This is a genomic window from Pedobacter faecalis (assembly GCF_030182585.1).
In the GTDB taxonomy this organism is placed as follows: Bacteria; Bacteroidota; Bacteroidia; order Sphingobacteriales; family Sphingobacteriaceae; genus Pedobacter; species Pedobacter faecalis.
On the sequence record NZ_JARXOW010000001.1, the window covers coordinates 1,740,405 to 1,754,049 of the forward strand.

At 44.4% G+C, this 13,645-nt stretch carries 11 protein-coding genes; 4 read left to right on the forward strand and 7 right to left on the reverse strand.

Annotation, left to right across the window (positions count from 1 at the left end; all coding sequences use genetic code 11):
* The first annotated feature begins 57 nt into the window (after positions 1-57).
* The gene (locus tag QEP07_RS07800) at positions 58-1,239 is read left to right on the forward strand and encodes an asparagine synthetase B (protein WP_437126692.1); all 1,182 of its coding nucleotides are present in this window, start codon (positions 58-60) and stop codon (positions 1,237-1,239) included.
* Here the strand turns inward: QEP07_RS07800 and QEP07_RS07805 are convergent.
* From QEP07_RS07805 to lpxK, 3 genes are read right to left on the reverse strand one after another with little or no spacing between them, the layout of a single operon-like run.
* Positions 1,236-3,248: a putative porin gene (locus tag QEP07_RS07805; RefSeq protein ID WP_285009341.1), complete on the reverse strand. Its 2,013-nt coding sequence runs from the start codon at positions 3,246-3,248 to the stop codon at positions 1,236-1,238. The two genes, QEP07_RS07800 and QEP07_RS07805, sit on opposite strands and share 4 nt — an antisense overlap.
* Entirely contained in the window at positions 3,248-4,063 is an 816-nt protein-coding gene (locus tag QEP07_RS07810; protein WP_285009342.1) for a purine-nucleoside phosphorylase, read from the reverse strand. The genes QEP07_RS07805 and QEP07_RS07810 overlap by 1 nt, the downstream gene beginning before the upstream one ends.
* Complete coding sequence (gene lpxK, locus QEP07_RS07815; protein ID WP_285009343.1) at positions 4,005-5,117, reverse strand: tetraacyldisaccharide 4'-kinase; 1,113 nt, start codon at positions 5,115-5,117, stop codon at positions 4,005-4,007. Before lpxK ends, QEP07_RS07810 begins: the two co-directional genes overlap by 59 nt.
* 41 nt (positions 5,118-5,158) lie before the next feature.
* On the opposite strand from lpxK, the gene pruA reads away from it, so the two are divergent.
* The gene (gene pruA / locus QEP07_RS07820; protein WP_285009344.1) at positions 5,159-6,790 is read left to right on the forward strand and encodes an L-glutamate gamma-semialdehyde dehydrogenase; all 1,632 of its coding nucleotides are present in this window, start codon (positions 5,159-5,161) and stop codon (positions 6,788-6,790) included.
* Positions 6,791-6,849: 59 nt separating this feature from the next.
* On the opposite strand, the gene QEP07_RS07825 is transcribed toward pruA, so the two are convergent.
* The 4 genes from QEP07_RS07825 to QEP07_RS07840 form a co-directional block, all read right to left on the reverse strand.
* The gene (locus QEP07_RS07825; RefSeq protein WP_256003885.1) at positions 6,850-7,521 is read right to left on the reverse strand and encodes a carbonic anhydrase; all 672 of its coding nucleotides are present in this window, start codon (positions 7,519-7,521) and stop codon (positions 6,850-6,852) included.
* A gap of 8 nt (positions 7,522-7,529) precedes the next feature.
* Positions 7,530-9,134, reverse strand: coding sequence for a SulP family inorganic anion transporter (locus QEP07_RS07830; protein WP_285009345.1), 1,605 nt, complete (start codon positions 9,132-9,134; stop codon positions 7,530-7,532).
* A 105-nt stretch (positions 9,135-9,239) separates the two neighbouring features.
* A complete protein-coding gene (locus QEP07_RS07835) occupies positions 9,240-9,581 on the reverse strand; it encodes a hypothetical protein (RefSeq protein ID WP_285009346.1) in 342 nt (113 codons plus the stop codon).
* Between the two features lie 91 nt (positions 9,582-9,672).
* Positions 9,673-10,863, reverse strand: a complete 1,191-nt coding sequence (locus QEP07_RS07840; protein WP_285009347.1) for a porin — start codon at positions 10,861-10,863, stop codon at positions 9,673-9,675.
* Positions 10,864-10,948: 85 nt separating this feature from the next.
* Here QEP07_RS07840 and QEP07_RS07845 point away from each other — a divergent pair, with 85 nt between their 5' ends.
* Positions 10,949-12,490: an acyl-CoA carboxylase subunit beta gene (locus tag QEP07_RS07845; protein WP_285009348.1), complete on the forward strand. Its 1,542-nt coding sequence runs from the start codon at positions 10,949-10,951 to the stop codon at positions 12,488-12,490.
* Positions 12,491-12,515: 25 nt separating this feature from the next.
* Positions 12,516-13,631 carry a M42 family metallopeptidase gene (locus tag QEP07_RS07850; protein WP_285009349.1) on the forward strand — a complete coding sequence of 372 codons (1,116 nt, stop codon included), beginning with the start codon at positions 12,516-12,518 and terminating at the stop codon, positions 13,629-13,631.
* Positions 13,632-13,645 lie beyond the last annotated feature (14 nt).

A 13,645-nucleotide genomic window follows, 5' to 3' on the forward strand; every position in this document is an offset into this window, starting at 1 on the left:
ATGTTTTTCATGCTGTGGTTTAGTATTGCAGCAAGAGCCTCATCCTTACTTGTATACATGGATGAGGATCAGAAGGATCATCTTAAAAGTTACGGGATTGCTTTCTGGGCAATTAAACACAGTATCGAAGTAAACTGGCTGTTGAACTACCGCGGCGGAAGCTTCCTGCTTGGACATACGAAAACTGTGGAAGATGAATGTAAAGCCAGAGGTGTCTCTTACGAAGTGCTGGCCGATGCGCGGGTTAACACAATTTTAACGGAGGTTAGCGACACACAAGCCAATATGGAAATGGTAAAACTTGAGAAAGCTCCTAAGATTGCGGTATACTCGCCTAAAAGTAAATTGCCATGGGACGATGCTGTGACACTGGTACTGACTTATGCAGAAATACCTTACGACGTGGTGTATGATGATGAGGTGCTTAAAGGCAATCTTGCGGGCTACGATTGGCTCCACCTCCACCATGAGGACTTTACAGGTCAATATGGCCGCTTCTGGTCATCCTTCAGAAATGATGTGTGGTACCGTGAGGATGTGAAGAACCAGGAGGCCGCGGCTAAACGGAATGGCTTCAACAAAGTATCTGAGATGAAGCTTGCCGTAGCCAAACAAATAAAGCAATTCTGCGGTGGCGGGGGGTTCTTGTTTGCCATGTGCTCGGGTACGGACACTTTTGATATTGCTTTGAGCGCTGAGGGGGTTGACATTTGTGAGAGCATGTTTGACGGAGACGCGTCAGACCCAGGGGCGCAGGAGAAGATTGATTTCAGCAAAACACTTGCTTTTAAGGACTTCCACCTGGATGTTAATCCGGGAAATTACGAGTTTTCTGATATTGACGTTACCCAAACCCGGGGATTGACGCAGAATAATGATTACTTTACACTATTTGAATTCTCTGCAAAGTGGGACCTGGTTCCGGCTATGCTAACGCAAAATCATGACCGGGTAATTAAAGGTTTTATGGGGCAGACAACCGCTTTCCGCAAAAGTTTGGTTAAACCGAGCATTACCGTACTTGGTGAAAATAAAGCGGAAGGGGAAGTACGCTATTTAAATGGCCAGATTGGCAAGGGTCAGTTTACTTTTTATGGGGGCCACGACCCTGAAGACTATCAGCATGCGGTGGGCGACCCGCCGACTGATTTAAGCCTGCACCCCAATTCGCCCGGGTACCGGCTTATACTGAATAATGTACTGTTCCCGGCTGCAAAGAAGAAGCCGCAAAAGACCTAGTCATAAAAATTCCACTGTACGCCGAACTTAAATAGCTGCCGGTCGGGCATAGGGTAGCGGTCTACCGTATAATATCCTTTAGAAAAGATACCCAGTCCCTGATTGATATAATCACATTTCACGAAGAGGTTAGCTCTTCTCAAGCTTGCTTTTACCCATATATCTATGATAGGCTCTGTATTAAATTTACGCTCTACGGCACCGATATAAAACTGTCCCGCCGCCGGCGAATATGAATAATTAAGATAAGGGGTGTTATAACGTACATCCAGGCCAACATTGGTCTTTAAGACTTTAAAAAAGGTGTTGTCGATATACAGGCTGTTAAAAGTATAAATTTCGGGAGTGCGCAGCTTACCAGGGTTATCTGTTTTCTGGTATACAACGTAGCTGTCGAGATTGAATTTACCAAAAGATATCTTTTTGGCCAGAGTTATTTTAAGCAGATTAAGGCTCTGGTTAAGTTGCTCCGGCAGAATGTATGTGCTCCCACGCGCCGGATCGGCTATGAAATACAAATAGTTAGTGATCAGGAAGTAGTCGCCCGAGGTTTCGATACCAAACTTGTCGTTAAGATAGCGGAACGAAAAGTTGATCGTTTTTGTCCGGTCGAAGTTCTTGACCCATTCATAGTGGTTGCTGTAGTATCTGATATAATTTTGCTCAGGGGATTTGTTTTGAAAGTATGCGCCCAGCACAATGCGGCCGGCTGATTTGCTCAGTAACACGTTGCTTTTGGCTTCGTACAGAAAATCACCTGTATTTCTTCCCTGGAATATTTGTTGCAGGTCTACGCTAAGGTCGATCCGGTTGCTAAATCGGTAACCGGCACTGCCAAGCAAAGTGGTGTTTTGGAAGGAAGCGTCATAATTGTAGTATTTCGTTGCAGCCTTGTCGAACGCTCCCTGGCTATAGTTGTAATAGTCATGACGGATACCGGCATTAACCTTCAATTCATTCTTAATGATCGAACTTGATTTGGCGCGTAAAAAGAAACTGTATATAAACTCGTTCTGAACATTGCTGTAGCGGGTACTGTCATTGGTAAAGACCGAATCTACCCGCCCTACTGGGATAACCGTTCTGTCATCGGCCTCATCCTTCTGAAAGGCATAGGAGTTGGCATTGTATTTAAAAGTATATGCAATCCTATTGGTGGGAAGGATTTTGGAACTTACCTCCTGGCGCAGACTGTCGATACGGCCAACAAAATATGTTTGCTTCAGCATCACCGAGCTTTGTCTCCAAATGCGCCTCGCACTGGAAAGCCTTATCCTTTCCGCCTGGCGGTCGACTGCAAAACTGGCATCTGTAAAGATGGAATCGTTCGGTGTAGAACCGTTTTCCTGAACCTTTAATGTATTGAATACGGCACTGCTCCAAAGATTATAGCGCTTGCTGGGCGACTGGTACCAGGTAAACAGTGCGCCGTTCAAATCGTCTCCACGCTGATGCCGATAGAATCCGTTAGCACCAATTCGATTAAAATTAGCGCCGATATTCCAGTTGGGCTTTATGTTCTGTGAGTGGATGATGCGAAAAACCTGTTCGACTTCACCGGCGCTGACGTAATACAGACTTGTAAAGGGTGTTCTTGCCTGATAATATTTTATATCGTCGTGTGTTAAGGAGTAAAAGTCGAGCGTATGGAATCCAGCATCAAAACCGATGGTTTTTAATGGTTCAAACAGTAGCGGCATTGCTGGCAGACCGAGATTCCCTGTTCCAACCGTAGGCCTTCGAGGCTGAATGAGCACATTGAAATTATGAAATCCGTTCAACGTGGTGTCTAAGGGTACAGTTTGAATGCTGTCTTTGGTAAGTGCGAGCGTGGTGTACCGGATGTATTTTGAATTAAACACAACAGAATCTTTGCCTTCTTCCTCCAGCTTTCTTAAAGAGTCCAGCGTCTTATTGTCGTTGACCCGGGTTTTCAGGTCTTGAGCATGTACATGAGCTGCGGCTGTCATAACGATGACGGCAATAAGAAATATGATCTTTTTATGCATTACAAACTAAATATGAGCTCACTTAATATCATTGTCATCTTGGGTTCCGCCTGATTTGCCGCTTCAACTATCTCGTTTAAGCTTACTGGCATTAATTCTTCCCCGAAGCCTTCATCGGTGAGCACGGAAATGGCAAAAACAGGCAAACTCATGTGATTAGCCACGATCACTTCAGGTACGGTACTCATTCCCACAGCGTCGCCTCCAATAATCCTGAGATATCTGTACTCTGCTTTCGTTTCAAGATTGGGACCGGTTACGGCTATGTAAACGCCGCTATGACACACAATGTTGTGCTGACCGGCAATCTTTAACGCAGATGCAATCAGGCCTCTGTTATACGGCTGGCTCATATCTGGGAACCGGGGACCCATATCAGCGTCGTTACGACCCCGCAACGGACTCTCGGGTTGCAAATTGATATGATCCGTGATAACCATAAGGTCGCCTTTTTTGAACTCGGGATTAAGTGAACCGGCAGCATTTGAGACGAAAAGATGCGAAACCCCCAACGCTTTCATAACCCGGACAGGGAAAGTAATTTGTTGCATGGAGTAACCTTCATAGTAATGCAGACGGCCCTGCATAGCCACTACGCGTTTTCCTCTGAGCGTACCAAAAATGAGCTTCCCGGAATGAAATTCCAATGTGGATATGGGAAAGTTTGGGATGTTGGCGTACATGAGGCTGTATTCAACCTCTATTTCAGTGACAAGCGCACCAAGGCCGGTTCCTAGAACTATACCAACCTGGGGTTCAAAATTGCTTGTTTTCTTCTTTATATAGGCTACGGTTTCGTGTAGTGCCTGCAACATAGTCTAATATCTTTTGATCAAAGTTAGGTTTATCTTTCACTTGTAGGGTTATTTCGACGGGTAAATAAAATATCGCTGCGTGTAAAAATAATGGTTTCAGCTCCGGATCCATCAATCGTTTCGCGTCCTTCTCGGTGGTGATAATCATTTTATGCTCGGACTCGCTGGAGCGGTAATCGGTGAGCAGGGCATCAATATCTTTGTGCTTAAAGGCGTAGTGATCTGGATAGTCGTAATGGCTGAGCCTGAAGTTGAAGGATTGCAAATGGTTGATCAACGGTGTAGGATTAGCAATGCCGGTTAGCAAAAAGACGTGAGTGTTTTCTGGCAACTGACCTGTCACCACGCATTGACCTGTAAAGACATGCACAAGATCGGCATAAGTCAGATATGAAAACGCAAGTTGTTGGTTAGATTTCAGTCTAAATTTTTGTTTGCAGCGCATAAGCGATTGGGAATTTAACTGCTCAGGTGCTTTGGTGACGAGGATAATGTCTGCCCTCTGGTAACCGTTAAAAGGTTCACGCATATTTCCTGCGGGTAGCAAAAATTGCTGGCGAAGCAGCTTTTGGTATTCGAAAAGCAAAATGTTTAGGCCTGCCTTTACCCACCTGTGCTGAAATGCATCGTCTAAAATGATTAAATCGTGCTCTCTTTGCAGGCGTTTTATGCCCTCTGCCCTGTCTTCACAAACGGCAACGGTGAGCTGCGGAAATTTTTGATAAAATTGCATTGGCTCATCCCCTATGGTTTTTGCACTGGCACTGTCGTCTGCGATTAAAAAGCCCTTAGTTTCACGGCCGTAGCCGCGACTTAATATCGCAATTCTATAGGATGACAACAGTTGAACCAGATACTCCGTGACCGGTGTCTTTCCGGAACCTCCAACAACAAGATTCCCCACACAAATTACCGGAATTGGAAAACGGGCTGACTTGAATAACTGTACATCGAAAAGCCAGTTTCTGACGATAACCACTAGTCCGTATATCAACGAAAATGGCAGTAGCAATAGTCTTAAGCTGTTCGTCATGTGCAGCTTCAAAAATAACAATAAAATAATTACTTATCTTTGTACAAATAATTATTCATAAGATGCTTAAAGGATTTTTCAACGTACCAATTCCCGTAAATGAGCCTATTTTAGGCTATGCTCCGGGAAGTAAAGAACGTGAATTGCTAAAGGCCGCATTAGCCGAGGCCCGTTCAACCCAGATCGATATCCCCATGTATATAGGTGGCGAAGAAGTTCGCACTGATGCTAAAGGAAAAGTTACCGCTCCGCACGACCATCAGCATGTGCTTGGCCATTATAGCAAGGGCACCAAGAGCCATGTGGATCAGGCAATAAATGCTGCGCTGTCGGCAAAGGCAAACTGGGAAAACCTGGCATGGGAACACAGGGCTGCAATTTTCCTTAAAGCGGCGGATTTGATCGCTGGTCCGTATCGTTATAAATTGAACGCAGCCACAATGCTGGGTCAGTCTAAAAATGCTTACCAAGCAGAAATTGACTCTGCTTGCGAACTGATCGACTTTTTGCGCTTCAATGTGAGCTATATGTCAGAAATATATAAGCAACAACCTCCCGTCTCGCCTAAAGGTTCTTGGAATCGCGTTGAGCAGCGCCCTCTTGAGGGCTTTGTTTTTGCGTTGACACCCTTCAACTTCACGGCCATAGCCGGTAACTTACCAACATCGGTTGCCATGATGGGCAACGTGGTGGTATGGAAACCAGCAAACACGCAGATTTATGCGGCAAACGTGCTGATGCAGATTTTCAAAGAGGCAGGCCTGCCTGATGGGGTTATCAACCTGGTATACGTTTCAGGACCTGACGCTGGTGAAGTGATATTTAATCACCCTGATTTTGCTGGCATTCACTTTACCGGTTCTACAGGAGTTTTTCAGGATATCTGGAAAACAATCGGAACAAACATCCATAAGTATAAGACTTATCCGCGCATTGTGGGCGAAACAGGAGGTAAAGATTTTATCCTGGTTCATGGCTCTGCTGATGCGGAGGCTTCGGCTACGGCAGTAGTCCGCGGTGCATTTGAGTACCAGGGGCAAAAGTGCTCAGCGGCGTCAAGGGTTTATGTAGCGAAAAGCATCTGGCCTAAGGTTAAAGAACTCATGCTTCGTGACCTTTCGACGTTTAAAATGGGCGGAACTGAGGACTTCAGTAACTTCATCAATGCTGTTATCGACGAAAATTCATTTAATAAACTGGCTAAATATATCGATGAGGCCAAGAATGATCCACAGGTCGAGATGATTGCAGGAGGTAATTATGATAAATCAAAAGGGTATTTCATTGAGCCTACCGTGCTGGTAGTATCGGATCCAAAATATACGACAATGTGCGAAGAGCTTTTCGGTCCGGTGCTTACGGTATACGTGTATGAAGATGGGGCTTTCGAGGAAGTTCTAGAAATTATAGATACCACCTCCATATATGCACTGACCGGCGCGGTGTTGGCGCAGGACCGCTATGCGATTGAAAAAGCTACCCATCGCTTGAGAAATGCAGCAGGAAACTTCTACATTAACGATAAATGCACTGGTGCAGTGGTAGGGCAGCAGCCTTTTGGTGGAGCAAGAGGCTCGGGAACTAACGATAAAGCCGGTTCAATGATCAACTTGTTGCGCTGGGTATCACCCAGGACTATTAAGGAAACCTTTGATCCGCCTAAGGATTACCGCTATCCGTTCCTGGCAGAATGAAATAAAAAAGCCTGATCACATGATCAGGCTTTTTTATTGGTTGACTAGGCCAGTTTAGGCTATGCGCCGGCCTGCATCTTAAATACTGGAGAAACCCCTTCAGCACTCGACGTGCTAACTTTCAAATCAGTAATAAGCCCGGTACTCAAGCTGTAAACCCAAGCGTGAACAGATAACTCCTGGCCGGATGCCCAGGCGTTTTGCACAATTGAAGTGCTCATTACATTTGCTGCACTTTCTATAGCGTTGAGCTCTACCATACGATCTGACTTTTTTGCAGGATCCACAATTCCGGCTAACTCCGATTGGTGTATACGATAAACATCCTTGATATTGCGTAGCCAGTTATCAATGAGACCAACTTGCTTATCGCCGAGGGCCGCGTTAACGCCTCCACAACCATAATGTCCACACACAATGATGTGCTTCACCTTTAGAACATTTACAGAGTAATCGAGTACACTGAGCAAGTTCATGTCTGTGTGTGTAACTACGTTTGCAATGTTGCGGTGAACAAAAATATCGCCAGGCATTGTATTCGTGATCTGATTGGCCGGAACCCGACTGTCTGAACACCCTATCCAAAGTACCGGCGGCGCCTGACCTGCCGATAATCTGTTAAAAAATTCCGGATCTTCCTTTAGGGTTTCAGCAACCCATTCTCTATTACCTTCCAGAAGGCTTTCGTAAGTTATTGCTTTGGTATCTTGTTTCTCTAATTTAGCACACATAATATATCTTAATTTTTAATTTCTTCTATGAATTTATCATTTAGTTTTGGCACAATGTATTGCTTTTTTACGTTCTCCAAAGTTACGATAATGCCTTTAGTGTAGGCATTATGCTTAAAATTGAAAATCGTCTCCAGCACATCAGGATCTATATAACGCGAATTGGTTCCATCTATAACTACATTGGTCTCTTTTGGTATTTTATTCAGCACAACCTGAATAGCGGCTTTATTTAAAAATGAAACCTCTTCCGCTAACTTTATGCGCAGATTTTTCTTATTGCCTTCTGCATGTATTTTATAAAAATACGGATTCCTCATATTGGTCCGAAGCAAATAGAACACGGAGAAAAGCATTCCGACGGCCACTCCTTTGAGCAGGTCGGTGAGCAAAACGGCAATAATGGTAACTACAAACGGAACGAACTGGTCCCAACCTTTGTGATACATATGCTTAAATAGTTCAATGCGTGCAAGTTTATAACCTGTAACCAATAATATAGCGGCCAAACACGCCAGCGGAATCATATTTATGATACCTGGAATGAAGAGAAGCGATAACAGTAGCCAGCAACCATGAAAAATGGCCGACATTTTAGTACGCCCGCCCGAATTTACATTGGCTGAACTGCGCACAATTACTGAGGTCATGGGTAAACCTCCTAACATTCCACTCACGATGTTACCAGTTCCCTGAGCCATCAATTCGCGATTAGTAGGTGAAACGCGTTTGATCGGGTCGATCTTGTCGATCGCTTCGATACTAAGCAAGGTTTCCAAACTAGCTACGATAGCTATAGTAAATGCGACCACCCAAACCTGTGAGTTGGTTATCTGCGAGAAATCGGGCATGGTGAACAAGCCTAAAAATTCCGAGAAACTGTTTACTACCGGAATCTCAACCATGTGTTTAGCATCAAGCGCATAGGGTGTTCCTCGAAAAGCTATAACCAGCAAAACACCTACAATAACGACAACCAAGGGAGCAGGCACAAGCGCCAGCTTCTTGAACTTAGGCCAAAGAAGTAATATGGCGATAGAAATACTGCTGATTATAATGGCGGCCAATCCGAAATTACTGAATGCACTTGTGATTGCTGAAAACGTATTTTCATTATCGCTCTGCACAAAACTCTCATCACCAAAAAAATCGGAATCTACCCCGAGTGCGTGGGGTAATTGTTTAAGGATTAACGTTAAACCTATCGCGGCGAGCATGCCCTCAATAACGCTCGACGGAAAGTAATTCCCTATCGTTCCACCTTTAAGAAAACCAAGGATAAGCTGAATTCCCCCGGCAAGCACAACTGCAAGCAAAAACGTTTGGTATGCGCCTAATTGAGTAATAGCCCCAAGAACGATTGCGGTTAACCCTGCCGCTGGCCCGCTCACACTTAGCTGGGAGCCGCTTACGCTCGCTACCACAATTCCGCCAATTACGCCGGTTAACAGTCCGGCGAACAGGGGCGCTCCTGATGCGAGGGCTATGCCCAGACACAAAGGCAGCGCTACGAGGAATACCACGATACTGGAGGGCAGGTCCTTCTTTAAATTTTTTGTTAAAATATATTTCTTCACTTCAAATCTTGAAAAGATTGAATTTTCTTGTTTCATCGGTATCTAATTACTTTTAACTGCAATTGAAAAATTGCTGGATTTTTTCCTCTAACGGTTGACAAAAGAGTACACTTCTCGTCGATCGACGAGATGACTCGGGTGTTAGCACCGGTTTGGAGGAGGCGTAGGAACCGAAGGGTAGTACGGGCTTACATACCGTTTGAAGTGTTCTATAAAGCTTTTTGAAGCACTTACCTCACCGATCAGTGAGGTGTATACATGACTATGATAAAAATCAATTAACTTATATTCAATAAATTTCAACCCAGTTTTTCCTTCGCCGTCTGTGCTGTGCTCCTGTTCGATCTGCATGATCACGGAGATCATGATATCTTTATCTATATGAGTGAAGAAAACGGGCGCACCAGAGATAGCCATCTTGGTTGAAAAGATAGAAAGAAATAATATAACTATCAGAAAATAATACTTTCTAAGGAACATCATATTTTTCTTGCGATTTTCCAAAAATAGTTTCTGTAAATTACTAATTCAACATTTCGCTGTAAAATATTTGTAACGGCGCGACCGGTTTTAGTTAAATCCCCAGTTCAATCTGAAATATTGCGCCCCAATTATTATCCTGATTTGAGAAACTGAAGTTGTTATCATCAACATTGTAATTGATATTCAACTGGGCTTTCACTTTGTGCCCTCTCAGATATTTGCTGAGTCCAAGTTCAAGAACTTCGCGGCGATTTTTGTAGATAGCGATATCCTGAGAAGGCTTTAGATTTGAATATCTGAAGGCAGTCTCAACATTGTTTCTGAAAACGTACGAGCCCTGATAGTTCGTACCGCTTCCTTCGAATGCATAACTTAGTTCGTCATCATCGTTGAACGTTAAAGGGTTATCAACCTGACGGTTCATATGCTCAACCGAGAAAGCCCAGCCCTGGTATTTGAATATGGCATCGAGCATAAGAGTTCCCATGTCAACCGGCGAGAAAAGGTCTTCGCCAAGTTGTCCGCCAGTATTCGTTGTCGCCTTATTAAAAGAATAACCACCCGCGATGCTCAGCTTTGGCTTTTCCTCTCTTTCTAAATCCCCCTCCGAATAATCTCCCCCGTTTTTAAAATTGCCGAAGGGTAAAAATTCGACTCTGCCTGTATAAGCTAAGCCCTTGTCGGTCGTATTGACGGACCTTCCCTCGCCGGTGCTTATTGCCCCTTTGATGTGATATACTGCGTTGCCTATAAAATTATTGTAATAGGCCTTAATTCCGAAGTCGCGGTCGATGGTAAGTGCGGAGTTAACAATTGAACGTTCTGCAAACTGTAGCTGCCCTGAAGAGTTCACACGCTGCCTGTTACCGGGAAGCTTGTTCTGACCAAAAGCAATATAAAATCTGTCGCTGAAGTTGTAGAATATCACCGCGTCTCTCACAATATTTGAAATTCCGGTGTTGTCGATATCCTGATCGCCCCGCGAGAACGATAACTGAAAGCTATAGCCAAGTTGCTTTCCCAGAATATATCCATCGCCTCTTAGCCTCAGCCGTCTCACTCTGGCGTCCCACTCGCTAACGCCCAACTCTTTAGGGGCATTGCTATAGTAGCCTACCCTGTTCTGCATACGGAACCTGAAATTGATGTAGAAAAGCGAGTCCGCGGATTTAAATTCCATGCCGTTAAACTTCATCGGTTTTTCGTCACCTTCGCCTTGCGCTTTTAGCTGGCCTGCAAAGGATAATAAACTAAATAATAATACTAACGCTCTAAATTTCATCAATTCTTGATATTAAGTTAACTTGGCCTGCAAAAGTAATGCATTTAAGGTTTAACATAAATTTTCTAACCACGAATTATTTGAAATGCAAAATAAGATTGAGGAATTAGGGCAGAAACGGGCTTTGGCGCTTCAGGGGGGTGGCACTGCAAGAATCGAGAACCAACACCGAAAGGGCAAGCTGACAGCACGTGAACGCATTCATTTTTTGCTGGATGAAAATACTTTCGAGGAGATCGGTATGTTCGTGACACATCGTAGCGCTGATTTTGGGATGGACCGCGAAAAGTATCTCGGCGATGGTGTAGTTACGGGATATGGAACTATATCGGGAAGATTGGTATATGTGTTTTCGCAGGATTTTACGGTATTTGGCGGGTCGCTGTCTGAAACCCATGCAGAAAAGATCTGCAAACTTATGGACATGGCCATGAAGAATGGTGCACCTCTTATCGGCTTGAATGACAGCGGTGGCGCACGGATTCAAGAGGGCGTGGTTTCCCTAGGCGGATATGCCGACATCTTTTACAGAAATGTACAGGCATCCGGGGTCGTGCCACAGTTATCGGCCATCATGGGGCCCTGCGCTGGAGGAGCAGTCTATTCGCCTGCAATTACGGACTTCATATTTATGGTTGAGCAGACATCCTATATGTTTGTGACTGGGCCAAATGTAGTGAAAACCGTTACTCACGAAGAAGTGACGTCTGAAGAGCTGGGCGGAGCTTCTACTCATGCTACCAAATCCGGCGTTACCCACTTCGCTTGTGGCAACGAAATGGAAGCTATAGGGTATCTTAAGCGGGTTTTAAGTTACATCCCTCAAAATTGTGAAGATTTACCCCCCGTCTTAGAATACATCGCGAACGACGAGCGCCGCGAGGCCCTTAATGGTCTTATGCCTGAAAGTGTTAACCAACCGTATGATGTCAGGGAAATTATTGATGAGCTGGCTGACCCTGACAGCTTTTTGGAGGTACACAAAAACTATGCGGAGAATATCGTCGTGGGTTTCGCCAGACTCGCAGGACGAAGTATGGGCATCGTGGCAAACCAGCCCGCATACTTAGCCGGGGTTTTAGACAATAGTGCATCGGTCAAAGCTGCGCGGTTCGTAAGGTTCTGCGACTGTTTTAACATTCCGCTTCTCGTGTTAGAAGATGTTCCTGGCTTCCTGCCAGGGACTGATCAGGAATGGAACGGTATCATCACAAACGGGGCTAAACTGCTTTACGCTTTTAGCGAAGCTACTGTTCCTAGAATAACCGTAATTACCAGAAAGGCTTACGGTGGTGCTTATGATGTAATGAACTCGAAGCATATTGGTGCTGATCTGAATTATGCTTGGCCGAGTGCCGAAATTGCTGTGATGGGAGCAAAAGGCGCAGCCGAAATTATATTCAAGAGAGAAATTTCTACAGCTGAATCTCCGGAGGAAAAATGGTTAGAAAAAGAACGGCTATATTCCGATATCTTTGCTAACCCTTACAGAGCCGCGGAACGTGGGTTTGTAGACGAAGTAATTGAACCTTCTGAAACCCGCTTGAAACTGATCAAAGGTTTTAAAATGCTTGAAAACAAAACAGTAAACCTTCCGCGAAAAAAACACGGAAATATTCCATTATAGTTACATTCTTGAAGACACCTATAAAATGAACAAAATGAAAGATGAAGAAAAACCGAAACACTTATCAGTAGTGACTGATGAATCGTTAAAATTTTTTGAAAATTATATCAATAACCCATCTCCAACCGGATTTGAATACCCAGGTCAGAAACTATGGTTAGATTACCTCGCGCCATACGTCGACGAAAGTTTTATAGACAGCTACGGAACTGCCGTCGGTGTGATAAACCCTAAAGCCGACTTCAAGGTTGTAATTGAGGCCCACGCAGACGAGATATCATGGTTTGTGAACTATATTACCGCTGAAGGATTGATATATGTAATAAGAAATGGTGGTTCTGATCATCAGATAGCGCCATCAAAGCGCGTAAACATCCATACAGAAAAGGGATTGGTAAAAGCCGTATTCGGTTGGCCTGCAATACATACCCGCAATGGTGAAAAAGAGGAAGCTCCAGCATTAAAAAACATTTTTCTCGATTGCGGATGTACCTCAAGAGAGGAAGTCGAACAATTAGGAATTCATGTAGGCTGTGTGATAACCTATGAGGACGAGTTTATGGTGCTCAATGACAGATATTACGTAGGAAGGGCTCTTGATAACAGAGCGGGCGGTTTTATGATCGCCGAGGTAGCTCGTTTGCTCAAGGAGAATAAAAAGGAATTGCCTTTCGGACTTTATATCGTCAACTCGGTACAGGAAGAAATTGGTTTGCGCGGCGCAGAAATGATTGCTCAACGTATCAAGCCTAATGTCGCTATCGTTACAGACGTAACGCACGACACCTCTACCCCTATGATTAATAAAATTACCCAGGGCGACTTAGCTTGCGGAAAAGGTCCGGTTGTTTCATATGCACCGGCTGTACAAACGAATCTAAATAAGCTCCTGATCAAAACAGCTCAGGAAAACAGCATACCTTTCCAACGCCAGGCCTCGTCAAGATCTACAGGCACCGATACGGACGCATTTGCGTATTCTAACGGAGGTGTTCCGTCGGCACTTATATCATTACCGCTGAGATATATGCACACGACGGTAGAAATGATCCATAAAGAAGACGTAGATAACGTGATCAGTTTGATTTATCATTCACTATTAAACATCCAGAACAATCATGACTTCACCTACGGTAAATAGTACAAGCCTGAGCA

What these genes read in the sequence shown, in the direction of transcription:
- QEP07_RS07810 (WP_285009342.1), bottom strand. Translation starts at nt 4,063, where the DNA reads ATGTTGCAGGCACTACACGAAACCGTAGCCTATATAAAGAAGAAAACA.
- pruA (WP_285009344.1), top strand. Translation starts at nt 5,159, where the DNA reads ATGCTTAAAGGATTTTTCAACGTACCAATTCCCGTAAATGAGCCTATT.
- QEP07_RS07830 (WP_285009345.1), bottom strand. Translation starts at nt 9,134, where the DNA reads ATGAAACAAGAAAATTCAATCTTTTCAAGATTTGAAGTGAAGAAATAT.
- QEP07_RS07840 (WP_285009347.1), bottom strand. Translation starts at nt 10,863, where the DNA reads ATGAAATTTAGAGCGTTAGTATTATTATTTAGTTTATTATCCTTTGCA.
- QEP07_RS07800 (WP_437126692.1), top strand. Translation starts at nt 58, where the DNA reads ATGGATGAGGATCAGAAGGATCATCTTAAAAGTTACGGGATTGCTTTC.
- QEP07_RS07835 (WP_285009346.1), bottom strand. Translation starts at nt 9,581, where the DNA reads ATGATGTTCCTTAGAAAGTATTATTTTCTGATAGTTATATTATTTCTT.
- QEP07_RS07845 (WP_285009348.1), top strand. Translation starts at nt 10,949, where the DNA reads ATGCAAAATAAGATTGAGGAATTAGGGCAGAAACGGGCTTTGGCGCTT.
- QEP07_RS07825 (WP_256003885.1), bottom strand. Translation starts at nt 7,521, where the DNA reads ATGTGTGCTAAATTAGAGAAACAAGATACCAAAGCAATAACTTACGAA.
- QEP07_RS07850 (WP_285009349.1), top strand. Translation starts at nt 12,516, where the DNA reads ATGAACAAAATGAAAGATGAAGAAAAACCGAAACACTTATCAGTAGTG.
- QEP07_RS07805 (WP_285009341.1), bottom strand. Translation starts at nt 3,248, where the DNA reads ATGCATAAAAAGATCATATTTCTTATTGCCGTCATCGTTATGACAGCC.